The 17819-nt window shown below is 72.7% G+C and carries 4 protein-coding genes; 1 reads left to right on the top strand and 3 read right to left on the bottom strand.

Annotation, left to right across the window (positions count from 1 at the left end; all coding sequences use genetic code 11):
• Window positions 1-22 precede the first annotated feature (22 nt).
• Genes DIE21_RS10025 through DIE21_RS10015 form a run of 3 tightly spaced genes read right to left on the bottom strand, consistent with a single transcriptional unit; the run spans window position 23 to window position 15773 of the window.
• Window positions 23-1048: a GNAT family N-acetyltransferase gene (locus DIE21_RS10025; protein WP_124497550.1), complete on the bottom strand. Its 1026-nt coding sequence runs from the start codon at window positions 1046-1048 to the stop codon at window positions 23-25.
• On the bottom strand, window positions 1038-6044 hold the full coding sequence (locus tag DIE21_RS10020) for a non-ribosomal peptide synthetase (RefSeq protein ID WP_124497549.1): 5007 nt from the start codon (window positions 6042-6044) through the stop codon (window positions 1038-1040). Before DIE21_RS10020 ends, DIE21_RS10025 begins: the two co-directional genes overlap by 11 nt.
• A gap of 9 nt (window positions 6045-6053) precedes the next feature.
• Window positions 6054-15773, bottom strand: a complete 9720-nt coding sequence (locus tag DIE21_RS10015) for a non-ribosomal peptide synthetase (protein ID WP_124497548.1) — start codon at window positions 15771-15773, stop codon at window positions 6054-6056.
• A 272-nt stretch (window positions 15774-16045) separates the two neighbouring features.
• Here DIE21_RS10015 and DIE21_RS10005 point away from each other — a divergent pair, with 272 nt between their 5' ends.
• A complete protein-coding gene (locus DIE21_RS10005) occupies window positions 16046-17791 on the top strand; it encodes a cyclic peptide export ABC transporter (protein WP_124497547.1) in 1746 nt (581 codons plus the stop codon).
• The last annotated feature ends 28 nt before the right edge of the window (window positions 17792-17819 follow it).

Raw genomic sequence — 17819 nt, 5'->3', positions numbered from 1 at the left:
CCTTGTCGGTGAAACCGGCCCGTCAGACGTGACGGCCGGTGAAGAAGGTCTCGCGCAGCGTGCGCATCCACAGCGGCTGCACGTCGGCGAGCGCCAGGCGGCGCTGCCGCGCGAAGCCATGCCGCGCGAGGGTATCGACGACCCGCGCGCGGCCGGCCGGGACCGCGCAGCCGACCGCTTCGGTGCGCGGGTCGTCGAGAAACAGGTAATGCACGACGGACGGCAGCCAGCCGGCCACGCAATGCGGGCCGCGCCAGCGCGACTCGCCGACCAGCATCCGCAGCCCGCGGTCGTAGTCGCGCGCGCCGACGTGCGGCGCGAGCGGGTCTTCCTTCAGCCAGAACGCCTCGACATACGCGAACGGTTCGCCGTCGAAGCAGCCGACGAGCGGGCTCACGTGCGGCTCGGCATCGGGCGCCGTGCCGTCCACGCCGGGCTGCGTGCCCGGCCAGCCGTCGCGCACACGCGGCTCGTCGAACCAGCGCGCGACGCGCGCGGCGTCCTCGGCCGGCTGCCAGCCGCGCAGCGTGAAGCGCACGCCGAGCGCCGGCAGGTCGCGCGCATACACGTCGCCGCGCGGCGCGGGCGGCCGGCGCGGATGACGCCGGCCGTCGGTCAGCATCGGCAGCGTCGCGCACGGCAGATGCGTGCCGACCCGCCACAGATCGGGCTGCTGCGCCCAGCCTTCGCGCATGCACAGGCCGCCATCGGCGAGCACGCCGCTCGCGCGCAGCGCATCGAGCGCGACCACCGGCCACGCGGCCGGGTCGAGCCGGATCGCCGCGCGGCGCACGTCGTCGGAAAACGCGGCGGCGAGCGCGGCCAGCAGCGCGCGGCGCTGATCGGCCGGCGCCGCGCGATGGTTATATGCGACGAGGCGCAGCGTGCCGTCGTCCGCGAGTTGCGCGCGCAGCAGCTGCGCGCCGATGCCGTCGCCCTGCGCGACGCGGATCTCCGCGCCGTCGCGCGCGGCGAACAGGCCGTCCGCGAACGCGAGACGGCAGGTGTCGGGCATCGTGAATCCGTCCGGACGCACTTCAGCCAGCATCGCGCACCTCCTGCGCCGTTTCGGTCGATGCATCGATATGTGCGCCGAGCGCCGCGAGCGTCGGCGACGCGAACACGTCGGCCACCGTCAGCGCATGACCGGCGCGGCTCGCCGCGTCGACGAAGCGCACGACGTCGAACGACGTCGCGCCGGCCTCGAACAGGTCGGCGTCGGGTGCCGGCGCGGCCGTCGCGAACGTGTCCGACCACAGCGCGCCGAGTGCGGCTGCCGTGGCCGGCGCACGCGCCGCCGCCTTGACGCGCGCCGCGTTGTCGGCCGGCGCGGCCGCGACCGCCGTCCGCGCGGCGAACAGCGCATCGGGCGCGCCGAGCGCCGCTTCCTGCGCATCGGCGAAACGCGCGACTTCGTCGTGATAGCGGTCGACGAGCGCATCGACGAAGCCGCCGTCGAGCACTTCGTCCGCATACGAGAACGCGGCGCTCACGCGGCCGTCCGGATGCTCGACCACATCCAGCTCCAGCGTGAATACCACGCGATGGCGCACATCGTCGAATGCGGCGAGCGACAGGCCCGCCCAGTCGCGCGCGGCGGCGCCGGTCGGGCGCAGGTAGTTGAACATCACCTGGAACAGCGGATTGGCCTGCGCGGCACGCGGCGCGCGCAGCGCCGCGACGACGTCGGCGAACGGCACGTCGGCATGCGCATACGCGGCGAGCGCCGTATCGCGCACTTGCGCGAGCACGTCCGTGCGGCGGGCCGCCGCATCGATCCGCGTACGCACGACCACGGAATTGATGAAGAGCCCGAGCGCTTCGCGCGCCGCATCGCCGGTCAGCGCGCGGGTCGACGCGAGCACGCCGACCGGCTGGTCGGCCGCGCCGGTCACGCGGAACAGCGCGGTGTTGAGCGCCGCGTGCAGCAGCATCGGCAACGTCGCGTGCGCAGCGGACGCGGCGTCGCGCGCGGCACGAATCAGCGCCGCGTCGAACTCGAACGCGATGCGTGCCGCTCGCCATTGCGGGACGGCTGGCGCGTTGGCGCGCCGTGGCAGCATGGACGACGGCAGGTCGGCCAGCGCGTCGCGCCAGTACGCGACACGGGCCGGATGACACGGCGCGGGCAGCACGAGCGGCGTGTTTTCCGCGGTCATCGACGTCGCTGCCGACGATGCCGGCGCCGCGCCGGCACGCACGAGCGCGACGTAGCGGGCACGCACCGCGTCGAACCACAGCTCGATCGATTCGCCGTCCGACACGATGTGATGAATCGTCACCGACAGCACGTGATCGTCCGCCCCGAGTCGCAGCACGCATGCGCGCCACAGCGGTGCATCGACCGCGAGATCGAACGGCGCGAGCGCATCGGCATCGGTCAGCGCCGCCGCGCGGGCAAACGCGTCGGGCTGCGCGGACAGGTCGACGAGCGGCAGCGCGACGCAAGCCGCGGCATCGATCCGCTGGCCCGGCAGCATGCCGTCGCGTACGACGAGCCGTGCGCGCAGCGCCGGGTGCGCGGCCGCCGCCGCCGAGAACGCCGTGCGCAGTGCGTCGACGTCGAGCGGACCGCGCACGCGCAGCGCGACCGGAATGTTGTACGCCGCGCTGTCCGGCTGTGCCCGCCACAGGAACCACAGGCCGAGCTGCGCGGGCGACAGCGGCCACACGCCACGCGCATCGGGTTTGACCACCGCAACGCCCGGCGCCGCGGCCCCGGCGTGCGCGGCGCGCGGCGCGTCGGCCACCTGGCGCGCATATTGCGCGAGCACCGGCGCTTCGAACAGCGCACGCACCGGCACGTCGCGGCCGAGCCGCTCGGCGACGCGCGTCGCCACGCGCACCGCTGCCAGCGAATGGCCGCCGAGTTCGAAGAAGTGATCGCCGCGGCCGACGCGTTCGACGTTCAGCACGTCGCGCCAGATCGCCGCGAGCGCGGTTTCGTCGCCGTCGTGCGGCGCTTCGTATGCGCGTTCGACGCGCACCGGGGCCGGCAGCCGCGCACGGTCGACCTTGCTGTTCGCGTTGCGCGGCAGCGCGTCGAGCACGATCAGCTGGGCGGGCACCATGTAGTCGGGCAGCGTGCGGCGCAGATGCGCGTCGAGCGCCGCGGCTTCGACCGGTTGGGCGGCGGCCTGCGCGTCGGCGGTCAGTTCGACGTACGCGACGAGCTGCGCCTGCGCACCCTGCCCGTGCACGACCGCGCACGCCTCGCGCACCGCATCGTGCGCGGCCAGCTGCGCCTCGATCTCCCCGAGTTCGATGCGCAGCCCGCGCAGCTTCACTTGATGATCGACGCGGCCGATGAAATCGAACACGCCGTCCGCGCGACGCCGCACGAGGTCGCCCGTGCGATACAGGCGCGCGCCCGGCGCGCCATACGGATCTGGCACGAAGCGCTCGGCCGTCAGCGCGGGGCGATCGAGGTAGCCGCGCGCGACGCCGATCCCCTCGCCGCCCAGGTACAGCTCGCCGATCACGCCGACCGGCAGCGGATGCAGCCGCTCGTCGAGCACGTGCGCGGTGCGCGCGCCGACCAGCGTGCCGATCGGCAGATAGGCGGCGTCACCCAGCTTCGCGACATCGTCGCCGGGACGGAACATCCACAGCGTCGGCGTGATCACGGTTTCGGTCGGGCCGTAGCCGTTGACCACGCGCACGTTCGGCATCGCGCGGCGCAGCATCGCGAACGCTTCGCGCGACGTCGCTTCGCCGCCGACGGTCAGCGAGCGCAGCGTCGGCGGCGCGCCGTGCGCGAGCGCCCATTCGGCGAGCTGCGCGGCGCAGCCGGGCGGCACGTAGGTCATCGTCACGCCGTCGCGGACCATCATCGCGCAGGTCTGCGCGGGCGGCCACAGCACGTCGGCCGTCACCGACACGGCGGCGCCCGACAGGTATTGCGAAAACCAGCCTTCGTGCGCGCCGTCGAAGTTGACCGACTGGAACAGCAGGAACACGTCGTGCTCGCCCGCGCCGTAGCGCTGCGCGATCGCCACGCAATGCCGCGCGAACGACGCGTGATCGACGATCACGCCCTTCGGCTTGCCGGTCGAGCCCGACGTGTAGATCGCGTACGCCGCATGACCGGGCAGCACGTCCGGCAGCGCGACGTGGGCCGCTGCGTCGAGCGCGTCGACTTCGTCCGCGCGCCAGACGCGCAGGGCCGGCAGTTCGGGCAGCGATGCGGCGCTCGCGCCGTCGGTCAGCACGTGCGCGATGCCCGCATCGCCGACGATCTGCGCGAGCCGTTCGCGCGGATGGGCCGGATCGAGCGGCACGAACGCGGCGCCCGACTTCAGCACCGCGATCAGCGCGACCAGCAGGTCGACCGAACGCTGCAGCGCGACGCCGACGCGCATCTCGGGCCGCACGCCGGCCGAGACGAGATTGCGCGCGATGCGTGCCGCGCGCGCGTCGACCTCGCCGCGCGTCAGCGCACGATCGATGTCGGCGACGCCGCGTGCGTCGGGGCGTGCCGTCGCATGCGCGGCAATGCGCGCGTGCACCGGGACGAACGGTGCGGCTTCGGCGGCGCCCGCCGGCGCGTTCCATCCGAAGAGCTGCGCGCGTTCGCCGGCCGGCAGCCAGTCGAGATCGCCGACCGGCATGTCGGGGCGCGCGAGCGCATCGCCGAGCAGCGTGACGAAGCGCGCGGCCAGCCGCGCGATCGCGTCCGCGTCGAACAGGTCGAGCGCATGGATGAACGCAGCGTCGAACGTGCCGTCGGGCGTCGCCTCGACGGCGAGCGTCAGGTCGAATTTCGCGGACGGCGTGCCGGACGGCAGCAATGCGGCCGACGCCGCGCCGAGCGCCGGCAGCGCGCGGCGCTCGCCGTACGCGGCCATCACCTGGAACAGCGGATGGTGGCTGGCGCTGCGCGGTACGCCGAGCGCATCGACGACCTGCTCGAACGGCACGTCCTGGTGCATTTGCGCATCGACGAGCGCGCGCTGCGTGCGCGCGACCAGCGACGAGAAATCGCCGTGCGCGGGCACCGCGACGTCGATCGCGAGCGTGTTGACGAAGAAGCCGATCAGGCCGGCCGTTTCCGCGCGCTCGCGGTTCGCGGCCGGCACGCCGACGCAGATCCGCGCGTCACCGGTCGCGCGCGCGAGCAGCGCGTCGAGCGCCGCGAGCAGCACCGCGAACGGCGTCGCGCCCGAGGCGGCCGCGAATGCGCGCAATTGCGCACCGGTGCGTGCGTCGAGCGAAAACACATGACGTGCACCGCGCGCGCTGCGGCGTGCGGGCCGCGCGGCCGCGCCGGGCAGCGTCAGCACGCCGCGCTGCGGATCGAGCCGCTCGCGCCAGAACGCCAGCTGGCGCTCGCGCTCGCCGGCATCGAGCCAGCGGCGCTGCCACAGCGCGTAGTCCGCGTACTGGATCGGCAGCGGCGCGAGCGGCACCGGCGCGCCCGATGCGTACGCGCGATAGAACGCCGCGAGTTCGTCCAGCATCACGCCCGACGACCAGCCGTCCGACACGATGTGGTGAACGGTCAGCGCGAGCCAGTGATGCGTCGCGTCGAAGCGGATCAGGTGCGCGCGCACGAGCGGCGCCGTGCCGAGATCGAACGCGTCGGTTTCGTCGGCCGTCGCGATGCCTTCGGCGCGTGCGGTGCGCTGCGCGTCGGGCAGCGCCTCGAGATCAGTCTCGCGCCACGGGCAGCGCAGCGGCGGATGGATCGTCTGCGCGACGCCGTCTTCTGCTTCGTCGAAGGTCGTGCGCAGCGCTTCGTGGCGCGCGATCAGCGCATCGCACGCGAGCCGCAGCGCATGCGTGTCGAGCGGGCCCGTCAGCGCGAGCCGCTCGGTGATGTGATACGCGTCCGGCGCGTCGATCAGCCGCGCGTGCAGCCACAGCCGCGTCTGCGCGAACGAGGCCGGCACGCGGTCGTGGCGCGCCGTGCGCGGCGGGATCGGCAGCACGCGGAAGTCGATGCCGGCCGCGCCGAGTTTGTCGATGAACACGGCGCGCTGCGCGTCGGGCAGTTGCGCGAAGCGCGTCGCGAGCGCGAGCCAGTCGGGTTGAACCTTCGTCATCCGTCGTCCTTATTGGGTTTCCAGTTCGCCGAGCAGCGCGTCGATCGCGCTCGCCGCGTCGGTCGCGCCGCGGGCCGCGCAGGCCGAGTCGATCGCGTCCGCGCAACGTGCGAGCGTGCGGGTGTCGAACAGCGTGCGCAGCGGCAGCGCGAGGCCCCAGTGCAGGTTCGCCTGCGCATGGGCCTGCGTCGCGAGCAGCGAGTGGCCGCCGAGCAGGAAGAAATCGTCGTCGCGGCCGATCGCGTCCACGTGCAGCACGCGCTGCCAGATCGCTGCGAGCGCGCGCTCCGTGTCGGTCTCGAGTTCGACGGCCGCGGCCGCCTCGCGCACCGGCGCGGGCAACGCATGGCGATCGCACTTGCCGTTCGGCGTGACCGGCAGCGCGTCGAGCTCGATCAGCTGCGATGGCACCATGTACGCCGGCAGTTGCGCGCGCAGCGAATCCAGCAGCGCCGCACGGTCGAGCGGACCCGCGTCGCCGCGTGCGACATAGCCGATCAGCTGCTCGTCGCGCACGATCACGACCGCGTCGTGCACGCCCGGCGCCGTGCGCAGCAGCGCCTCGATTTCACCGGGCTCGATCCGCTGGCCGCGCAGTTTCACCTGCGTGTCGACGCGGCCGAGGTAGTCGAGCGCGCCATCGGCGCGGCGCCGTGCGAGGTCGCCGGTGCGATACATGCGCGCGCCCGGCACGAACGGATCGGGCACGAAGCGATCGGCGGTCAGCCCCGGACGGCCGAGATAGCCGCGCGCGAGGCCCGCGCCCGCCAGATACAGTTCGCCGGTCGCGCCGGCCGGCACCGGCTGCCATGCCGCGTCAAGCACGTGCAGCTGCAGGTTCGCGATCGGATGGCCGATCGGCACCGCGACGGCGCGCGCGTCGTCGGGGCCGCAGGTCCAGTGCGACACGTCGATCGCGGCTTCCGTCGGTCCGTACAGGTTCACGAGCGTCGCGTCCGGCATGAGCCGTGCAACCTTCGCGACCAGTTCGGGCGCGAGCGCCTCGCCGCTCGCGACGATCAGGCGCACGCTGTCGCATTGCGCAGCGGACGAGAAATCGTCGAGATAGGCGGCGAACGCGGCCAGCATCGACGGCACGAAGTGCAGCACCGTCACGCCGTGCGCATGGATCGCGGCCGCGAGGCGGGCCGGATCGCGGTGGTCGCCGGGCGCGGCGATCGCGAGCTTCGCGCCGGTCGCGAGCGGCCACACGAATTCCCATACCGACACGTCGAAGCCGAACGGCGTCTTGTGCAGCACGACGTCGTCGCGCGTCAGCCGGTATGCGTGCTGCATCCACGCGATCCGGTTCGCGAGCGCGCCGTGCGAGTTGCCGGCGCCTTTCGGCTTGCCGGTCGAGCCGGACGTGTAGATCAGGTACGCGAGCCGGGCGTCGTCGACGATGTCGGCCGCGGCGTCTGCGGCGACATCGCCCGATGCGGCGGCTTCGTCGGCGAGCAGATCGGCCACCGTCAGCAGTTGCGTCGTCGCGTCGTCGCCGAGCGCGGCCTCGACCTGCCCGCGCAGATGGGCCTGCGTGATCGCGACCGCGGGCCGCGCGTCACGCAGCAGATACGCGATGCGCTCGGCCGGATAGTCGGGATCGACCGGCAGGTATGCGGCGCCGGCCTTCAGCACGCCGACGAGCGCCGTGACCATGTCGAACGAGCGCTCGACGCACAACGCCACGGGCGTATCGGGCCGCACGCCGCGCCGGCGCAATGCGGCGGCGACGCGCGTCGTGTTCAGATCGAGTTCGCGATAGGTCACGCGTTGCACGCCGCCGCGGGCATCCGCGTATTCGAGTGCGATCGCATCGGGCGTCGCCTGTGCCACGTCCGCGAATTGCAGGTGCAGCGGCTGCCGTTGCGCGTCCGGCCACGTCCGCGCGGTGTCCTGCGCGAGCGCCAGTGCGCCGCGCGTCGCGTCGTCGGCGATCGACAGCGTGCCGAGCAGTGCGTCCGGCGTGCGGGCCAGCGCATCGAGCGCGCACGCGAACGCGCGGTGCCAGGTCTCGACCTGGCGCGCATCGACGCGCGCGGTGTCGTAGCCGTAGTCGATCGTCAGCCCGGCGCCGCTCTCGATCACGAGCGTCAGCGCGAAATCGGTCGATTCGACGCTGCGCACGTCGCTCAGCGCGAGCGCGCGCGGATCGGCTTCACGCGCCGTATCGTCGACCGGATAGTTCTCGAACACGACCAGCGTGTCGAACAGCGCGCCGCCGGCGCCGCGCGCCCAGCGCTGGATGTCGGCGAGCGGCGTGTGCGCATGCTCGGCGGCGGCCGCGTTCTCGCGCTGCAGCGTCTGCAGCCAGTCGGCCGCGCGCTGCTGCGGCGCCGGTGCCGTGATCACCGGCAGCGTATTGATGAAGAGACCGAGCACCGTGTCGACGTCCGCGAGCGCATCGGGACGGCCCGCGACGGTCGCCCCGAATGCGACGGCCGGCTGGTGCGTCATGCGCTGCAGCGCGAGCGCCCAGGCACCCTGCACCAGCGTGTTGACGGTCAGCTTCAGCGCACGCGCCGTTTGTGCGACGCGCGTCATCGCATCCGCGTCGATCGTTGCGCGCCACGTGACCATCTCGGCGTCCGCTCGGTCGGCCACGCGCTCGGCGATCAGCGTCGGCGCATCGAGGCGCGCGAGCCGATCGGTCCAGAAGCGTTCGTCCGCGGCGCGATCGCGCGTGCCGAGCCACGCGATGAAGTCGCGATAACGCAGTGTCGGGCGGCTCGCGAACGGCGACACCGCATCGGGGTCGCGATAGTCGCGCAGCACGTCCGCGAGCAGGCGCGCGGTGCTCCAGCCGTCGAGCAGCACGTGGTGGCGCGTCCAGACGACGCGCCATGCGTCGTCCGCGACGCGGATCAGCGTGAGCCGCATCAGCGGCGGCTCGCGCCAGTCGAAGCCGCGTGTGCGGTCCGCCGCGAGCCACGCGTCGAAATCGGTGTCCAGCGTGTCGCCGCGCATGCGCCAGTCGAGCTGCTCGACCGGCATCTGCGCATGGCGATGCACGCACTGCAGCGGCGCGGCCTCGTCGGGCATCACGCTGGTGCGCAGGATGTCGTGGCGCGCGACGGACGCGCCGAACGCGGCCGCGAGCCGGTCGGCATCGAGCGCCGTCGCGGTCGCGACGAGCTGGTTCACGTAGCTTGCGTGACCGGGCGCGAACAGCGCATGGAACAGGATCCCCTGCTGCATCGGCGACAGCGGATACACGTCGTCGATCGTGCGCCAGTCGAGCGGCGCGCGCTCGATCGCGGCTTGCGTGAGGCCGGCCGCCTGCGCGAGCGGGAAATCGCCCGGCGTCGCCCCGCCGCCACGGTGCACGACACGCGACGCGCATGCGTCGGCGAGTTCGCGCAATGCGGCTGCAAAGCGTTCGGCGAATGCCTCGATCGTCGCGCGCTCGAACTGCGGCGCGCCGTATACCCAGTGAATCTTCAGCGTGCGCGCGCCGTCGCGGCCGGTATCCAGATATGCATGGATCGCGAGCGTGTTGCCGAGCGGCCCCTGAGGATCGCGTTCGATGCCGGTGCCGCCGAAGCGCGGCACGAGCGTCGCGTCGCGCGGCACGTCGAACTGGCCGAGATAGTTGAACGTGACGCGCGGACGCGGCACGGCGGCCAGTGCCGCACGCGTCGCCGCGTCGCCGTGGTGCGCGAGCACGCCGAAGCCGAGCCCCTTGTGCGGCACCGCGCGCAGCGTGTCCTTGACCGCGCACAGCGTGTCGCGCGCCGTGGCTTCGACCGGCAGCATCACCGGATAGTGGCTGGTCAGCCAGCCGATCGTGCGGCTCGCGTCCGCATCGTCGAACAGCGCCTCGCGGCCATGCCCTTCGAGCTCGACCCGGCACGAGGCGCCACCGTCGGCACCGGCCAGCGCCAGTGCGAGCGCCGCGCCCAGCAGTTCGATCGTCTGCGTGCGATACGCGGCGTGCGCGTCGGTCAGCGCGGCACGGGTCAGCGTCGCGTCGATCGTCTGCACGACGACGGCCGCATCGGCGTTCGTCGCCGGTGCGTCCGGATGATCGGGCACGAGGTCGTCACCCTGTGCCATGCCGGCCCAGTATGCCGTTTCAGCGGCGAACGGCGATGCCGGTTCGGTCGCGGCCCGCGCGAGGCGTGCGGCCCATGCGTCCGCGCGCAGGCCCGGCTGCGACAGGCGCACCGGCGCGCGTTCGCATGCGGCGCGATACGCGGCGTCCAGGTCGTCGAGCAGAATGCGCCACGACACGCCATCGACGATTGCATGGTGAATCGCCAGATACAGCTGCGTCGAGCCGTCCGGCAGCCGCGTCGCGCACGCGCAGGCGAGCGGCCCGCGGCCGAGATCGAGGCGGCGCTGCACTGCGTCGAAGCGCGCCAGTGCATCGGCGTCGTCGCGTGCGGCCACCTCGACGAACGGCAGCGCGTCGTACGGCTTCGCCGCCTCGCTCGCATGCCAGTTGCCGTCCGCGCCGCGCGCGAAGCGCTGGCGGAATGCGTCGTGATGGGTCAGCAGCGTATCGAACGCGCGCGCGAATGCATCGGCGTCGAACGGGCCGCGCACGTCGAACGCGACCGACTGGTTCCAGTGGCCCGGATGCGGCACGTCGAGCGCGAAGAAGCGCTGCTGCGCGGGCGTCAGGATCGCCGCGACGGCCGGCGCGGACCGAGCCTGCGCCAGCGTTGCGGATGCCGACGTCGATGCCGGCGTTGCAGCGGCGACCTCCTCGGTCTTCGCGATGCGCGCGAGTTCGGCGACCGTCGGGCCGTCGAACAGCTGCTTCGGCGTGAAACGCACGCCGCGCTTGCGGGCGCGTGCGATCACCTGCAGCACGAGAATCGAGTCGCCGCCGAGTTCGAAGAAGTTGTCGTCGCGGCCGACGTGCGGCGCCTTCAGCACCGCTTGCCAGACTTCGGCGAGCGCCGTCTCGACCGGGCCCTGCGGCGCGTCGCCGAAGGCCGTCGCCACCGGTGCGGCCGCCAGTTCGCGCAGTGCCGCGCGATCGATCTTGCCGTTCGCCGTCACCGGCAGCCGCGCGAGCGCGACGAACTGCGCAGGCACCATGTAGTCGGGCAGCGTCGCGCCGAGCGCCGCGCGCAGGGCGGCTTCGTCGAATGCCGCGCCGTCGCGCATCACGACGAACGTCGCGAGCCGCAGGCGGCTGTCGTGCTCGATCGCGAGCGTCTCGGCCTGCGCGATCGGGCCGGCCGCGCGGACCGCCGCGCTCACCTCGCCCGGTTCGACGCGATAGCCGCGAATCTTCACCTGGTCGTCGATACGGCCGAGGAACGCAAGACGGCCGTCCGCGCACAGACGCACGCGGTCGCCGGTGCGATACAGGCGCGCGCCGGGCGTGAACGGATCGGGCACGAAGCGCTCGGCGGTCTGCGCCGGCCGGTTCAGGTAGCCGCGCGCGACGCCCGGCCCGCCCAGATACAGTTCGCCCGTCGCACCGGCCGGCACGCATGCGCCGAACGCGTCGAGCACCAGTGCGCGCGCATTCGGCAGCGGCATGCCGAGCGGCACGCCGCTCGCCGGGTCGCGCGCATCGGCGGCGATCGATGCGGTATCGCACACGATCGCGCCGACGGTCGCTTCGGTCGGCCCGTAATGGTTGATCACGCGGCAGGCCGGCGCGAGCGCGGCCAGGCGCGCGACGAGCGCCCACGTCAGCGTTTCACCGCCGGTCACGAGCGCGTGGCACGGCAGCACGTCGGCCGGCACGCGCGCGTCGAGCAGCGCCTGCAGGTGGCTCGGCACGATCTTCAGCACGCCGACGTCGCGACGGCGCATCTCTTGCGCGAACAGGTCCGGATCGAACGCGCACGCGGCCGGCAGCAGGTGCAGCGTGCGGCCCGCGCACAGCGCGCCGAACAGCGTCGTATGGCCGAGGTCGGCGGCGACGGTCGACACCATCGCGAACGACGCGTCCGGCGCGAACGCGAGTTCGTCGAGCATTCCGTGCACGTAGTCGGCCAGCGCGCCGTGCGATACGACGACACCCTTCGGCGTGCCGGTCGAACCCGACGTATAGATCAGATAGGCGCCCTGTTCCGGATGCGGCGCGGCGCGTACGCCGGCCGCATGCGCGAGCGTCGCGTCCTGCGTGAGCGTGTCGACGTCGAGCGGCTGCGCGTCGATTCCGGACGGCCACGCGGCCCCATCCCGACCATGCGCGACGAGCGCCCAACGCGCGCCGCAGTCGGCGGCCGCGGCCGCCAGGCGTGCGGTCGGCTGCGCCGGGTCGAGCAGCACGACCAGCGCGCCGGCCTTCAACGCGCCGAGCAGGCCGACGACGAAGCGGACCGAGCGCTCGATGCAGACGATGACGGGCGCTTCGGCCGTCGCGCCGCGCAGTGTCAGTGCGTGCGCGATGCGGTTCGACGCGTCGTCGAGTTCGGCGAACGTGAGCGATGCCGACGCATCGGCGAGCGCGACGCGATGCGGATAGGCAGCCGCCTGCCGTGCGAATGCGGCGACGATGTCGGCGTGTTCGACGCTCAGCGCGCGGCCGTCGCGCGGCTGGCGCGACGCCGGCGACGCATCGCACGGCAGCGCGGCCGTCGTGCATTGCGGTTCATGTGCGGCGGCCGCGACGAGCGCCGCATAGCTGTCGAGCCACGCGCGCGCGGTGTCGGCATCGATGCAGTCGGTCGCGTAGGCGGCGACGAGTTCGATCCCGTGCGCGTCGTCGGTGAAGTCCAGCGCGAAGTCGAAGCGCGCGGCGAGATCGGGCCCCGGCGTCGCGACCGCGGTCGCGCCCGGCAGCACGCTGTCGTGCCGCGCATCGAACTGCTGCGCGAATTTCACGCGCAGCCATTCGTCGCCGCGCTTGACGGGCGGCTTCACCGCATCGACGACGCGCTCGAACGGCACGTCCTGGTGCGCGACCGCGTCGAGTGCGGCCGTGCGGGCCGCGTCGACCAGCGCGCGGAACGGCAGCGTCGGCGCCACGCGCACGCGCAGCGCAACCGTATTCAGGAACAGGCCGAGCAGCGCGCGGGTTTCCGGGCGCTGGCGATGCGCGACCGGCACGGCGACGACGACGTCCGTCTCGCCGGTCAGGCGCGCCAGCCATGCATCGAGCGCGGCCAGCAGCACCGTGAAGACCGTGGCCTGCGCGTCACGCGCGAGGCGCCGCACGTCGGCCGCGACCGCGTCGGGCAGGCGGTGCGACACGCGCGCGCCTTGCAGCGTGCGCGTCGCGCCAGGCTGGCGGTCGACCGGCAGCGCGAGCGGGCCCGGCACGTCGCGCAATGCGGCGCGCCAGTATTCGAGCTGACGCTCGCCTTCGCCGCAAGCGAGCATGTCGCGCTGCCAGTCCGCGTAGTCGGCGTACTGGATCGGCAGCTCGGGCAACGACGGTTCACCGCCCTCCGCATACGCGCGGTACGCGGCCGACAGCTCGTCGAATGCGCAGCGCGAGCTCCAGCCGTCGGTAATCGCGTGGTGCGCGGTCAGCAGCAGCCGGTGGCGCTCGTCGGCGAGCACGATGAGCGTCGCGCGCAACAGCGGCCCGCGCGACAGATCGAAGGGCTCGCCCGCGTCGCGTTCGGCAATGCGCGCGGCTTCCGCATCGCGCGCAGCCGGCGGTTGCCCGCGCAAGTCGAGCGTCGTGATCGCGACCGGCAGGCGTGTATGAACGCGCTGCATCACGATGCCGTCGTCGTTGTCGACGAGCGTCGTGCGCCACGCGTCGTGCCGTCCGATCACGTGATCGAGCGCACGCTGCAGCGCGTCGCGGTCGAGCGCGCCGTCGATCGTCCAGTGCGCGGCAATGTGATAGGCGGCGCTCGCATCGCGCGTCTGCGCGAGGACCCAGAAGCGTTGCTGCGCGAGCGATGCCGCGCGATCGACATACGCCGCAGCCGCCGCGGCATCGGCCGGCGCACGGCGCGCGGCGATCGCGGCCAGCGGCTCGCCCGTTTCGCGTTCCGCGCGATCGACGTGCGCGGCCAGCTCGGCCAGCGCCGGATCGGCGAACAGCGTGTCGAGCCGCAGGTTCACGCGCAACGCGGCGCGGATCGCGGCCTGCAACTGCATCGCGGCGAGCGAATCGGCGCCCAGTGCGAAGAAGCGGTCGTCGCGCGACGGCGTCGCGTCGAGGCCGAGCAGCGTCCGCCAGACACCGGCGATCTGCTGTTCGGTCGGCGTGCACGGTGCGTCGCCCGTGTGTCGTTCGGTATCGCGTGCGGCGGCGATGCGCTCGCGCAGCGCGGCACGGTCGAGCTTGCCGTTCAGCGTGTACGGCAGTGCATCGCAGCGCACGAACCGGTGCGGCTGCCACGCGGCGGGCAACTGCGCGCCCACGTGCGCCTTCAGCGCCGCATCGTCGGCGGCCGCACGCAGCGCGACGCACGCGATCAGCCGCGCCGGCCCGTCGCCGGTTTCGGCGATCACGGCCGCGTCGGCCACCGCCGGATGCGTGCGCAGGCACGCGGCGATTTCCGCGGGCTCCACGCGCACGCCGCGCACCTGGATCTGGTCGTCGAGACGGCCGAGATAATCGAATGCGCCGTCGGCGCGCAGGCGCGCGAGGTCGCCGGTGCGGTACACGCGCGCACCGGGCTCGCCGTGCGCATCCGGAATGAAGCGTTCGGCCGTCAGCGCCGGGCGGCCGTGATAGCCGCGCGCGACGCACACGCCGCCGAGGAGCAGTTCGCCGCCCTCGCCCATTTCGCCCGACGCGCCTGCCGCGTCGCCATCGATACGCGCGACACGCGGACCGATCACGCGGCCGATCGGCAGCGACGCATATGCATCGTTCGCGGCCAGCTCGGGCGTTTCGCCTGGTTCGACCGGCCACAGCATCGGCGAGATCACGGCCTCGGTCGGCCCGTAGCCGTTGATCAGGCGCACCGACGGGAACGTGCGGCGCACGAATTCGAAGGCCTGCTGCGGCAGCGCCTCGCCGCCGAACGCGAGCACGCGCAGGGCCGAAGGCACGCCGTCGCGCGCGGCGACGGCGGCGAATTCGCGCAGGTAGGCCGGCGGAAACGCGGCGACGCTGACCGCTTCGCGCACCATCAGCGCATGCGCGGCGTCCGGCGCGAACGGCTGCGGCGGCGCAATCGTCACGCTGGCCCCGACCGCGAGCGGCGCGAGCCAGCATTCGTGCGCGGCGTCGAAATTGACCGACGCGAAATGCAGCAGGCGATCGCCGCCTTCGATCGGCAGCGCGGCCGCGAGCGCGTCGCAATGCGCGGCGAGCGGCCCGTGCTCGACGACCACGGCCTTCGGCGTGCCGGTCGAGCCCGACGTATAGATCATGTACGCGGCCGCGCGCGGATGCACCGGCACGTCTTCGTCGTCGGCAAAGGCGGCGGCATCCGCGCCGTCGTCCAGTGCCGCCGCCGCGTCGAACGCATGGTCGAACGACGTGCCGAGCGCCGCGCGGCCCGCCGCGTCGACGATCCCGTGGCGCAGCTGCGCATCGCGCACGATCCAGTCGAGGCGCGCGGCCGGATGACGCGGATCGAGCGGCACGAACACGCCGCCCGCCTTCAGCACGGCCAGCAGCGCGACGAACAGCTCGCAGGAGCGTTCGACGCAGACGCCGACCCGCACTTCCGCGCCGACACCGGCCGCGCGCAGCTGGCGGGCAAGGTGCGACGCACGCGCGTCGAGCGCGCCGCGCGACAGGCGCAGGTCGTTCTGGAAAGGCGCGGCGAGCGCGGGCGCGTCGGGCGCACGGCGCGCCAGTTCGCGGATTCGGTGGTGCAACGCAGTCGGGAAACTCGTCATGTGCGTGAAATCCTTCGGTCCGGCCGCTTCGGCCAAGTCTCGGGGCCGCTTGGGGCGGCTTCATTGGTGTGACGAACGGCGCGGCCGATTTTTTACCGTTTTGCGCGCAAAGCCCGAACGGACGCATTTTTCGAAGGCATCGCTAAATATTTGCGCGGCCCGTTCGTCTATCAGGGAGGAAAGCCGCAACCGGGCCGGTCCCGCGCGCTGCTTTCGCATCAGTCTTGCCGTTTCCGCATGGTTTGCCTGCCCTTCATTTACCGACGTTGCCGATGACAGCCGCCCACGAGCCTTCTTCCCCGCCGTCCCTCGACGCCTCCCCCGGCCGCCCCGCGGCCCGCCTGATCCTCGCGTTGCTGCGCGAAAGCCGCGCATCGCTCGCGCTGGCGCTCGTCGCCTGCGTGCTCAACGGTGTCGCGAGCGTGCTGCTCGTCGCGACGCTGAACCGCGCGCTCGCGCAACCCGGCGCGGCCGACGCGTCGCTTGCATGGCGCTTCGCGCTGTGCGCGGTGATCGCGCTCGTCACCCGGATCGTGTCGGGCACGCTGTTCGCCCGGCTGTCGCAGGACACGATGGCGCGGCTGCGCGTGCATCTCGCGCGGCGCGTTGGCGCGGCCGAGCTGCGCGACATCGAGCGGATCGGCGCGGCGCCCGTGCAGTCGGTGCTGACCGACGACGCGACCAACGTGTCGATGCTGTTCTTCGCGCTGCCGAACCTGGTGATGCACGGCTCGATCGTGTTCGGCTGCCTCGGCTATCTCGCGTGGCTGTCGTGGCCCGTGTGCCTGCTCGCGCTGACCGCGATCATCGCGGGCTCGCTCGGCTATCACACCGGCGATCGCCGCGCGATCGCGTCGCTCGAAGCAGCCGGCCAGGCGCAGGACCGCCTGTTCGGCTATCTCGGCTCGCTGTTCTCCGGCGCGAAGGAACTGAAGCTGCATGACGCGCGCGCACGCCAGTTCGTCGACGGCCAGCTCGGCGCCGCCATCGGCGAGGTGCGCGATCACCGCCGCCGCGCGTTCAGCGCGTATGCGGTCGGCGTCGGCTGGATCATCTTCCTGTTCTACGTGTTCCTCGGCGCGGCCGCGTTCTGGCCGCAGATGGGCGTGCACGCCGATGCAAGCACGGCGGCCGGCTACGTCGTCGTGTTCCTGTTCATGCTGGTGCCGCTCGACGGACTGCTGAACAACCTGCCGACCGTCAATGCGGCGCGCGTGTCGCTCGGGCGGATCGAAGGCGTGATGGCCGAGTTCGGCGCACTGCGCACGGTGCCGCCCGCCAGCGACGCGCTCGACGTGCCGCCGGCCGGCGCCGTCACGCTGCGCGGCGTCACGCATGCGTATTTCCACGAGCGCGACGAACGGATGTTCCGGATCGGGCCGATCGACCTGACGATCCGGCCGGGCGAGCTCGTGTTCATCGTCGGCGGCAACGGCAGCGGCAAGACCACGCTCGCGAAGGTGCTGACCGGGCTCTACGAGCCGGAGGAAGGCACGATCGAGGCCGACGGCCGGACGATCGGCTGGCGCGAGCGCGCCGCGTACCGGCAGCGCTTCAGCGCGGTGTTCAACGACTTCCACCTGTTCGACGCACTGCTCGGCATCGTCGATCCGGACGATCCGGCGCGTGCGCAGGCCGATGCGCGCGCGAACGCGCTGGTCGCGAAGCTCGCGCTCGACCACAAGGTGAAGGTCGTCGACGGCGCGTTCTCGAACCGCGCGCTGTCGACCGGGCAGCGCAAGCGGCTCGCGCTCGTCGTCGCGTACCTGGAGGACCGCCCGTTCTACCTGTTCGACGAATGGGCGGCCGACCAGGATCCGTCGTTCAAGGCCGTGTTCTACGAGCAGCTGCTACCCGAACTGCGCGCGCGCGGCAAGGCCGTGATCGTGATCACGCACGACGACCGCTATTTCGATCTCGCCGATCGCCTGCTGAAACTCGACAACGGGCAGATCGTCAGCGACACGACGCCCGCGCGGTCACGCGCACGGGATGGTGCCGACGCGCTGAGCGCGTAGGCACGTGCGTACACCGGCCGCCCGCGCG

The organism is Burkholderia sp. Bp9140 (assembly GCF_003853425.1).
Lineage (GTDB): Bacteria > Pseudomonadota > Gammaproteobacteria > Burkholderiales > Burkholderiaceae > Burkholderia.
Note: the sequence above shows the minus strand (reverse complement) of the source record. Positions and strands in the feature narration are given on the sequence as shown.

What these genes read in the sequence shown, in the direction of transcription:
- DIE21_RS10005 (WP_124497547.1), top strand. Translation starts at nt 16,046, where the DNA reads ATGACAGCCGCCCACGAGCCTTCTTCCCCGCCGTCCCTCGACGCCTCC.
- DIE21_RS10015 (WP_124497548.1), bottom strand. Translation starts at nt 15,773, where the DNA reads ATGACGAGTTTCCCGACTGCGTTGCACCACCGAATCCGCGAACTGGCG.
- DIE21_RS10020 (WP_124497549.1), bottom strand. Translation starts at nt 6,044, where the DNA reads ATGACGAAGGTTCAACCCGACTGGCTCGCGCTCGCGACGCGCTTCGCG.
- DIE21_RS10025 (WP_124497550.1), bottom strand. Translation starts at nt 1,048, where the DNA reads ATGCTGGCTGAAGTGCGTCCGGACGGATTCACGATGCCCGACACCTGC.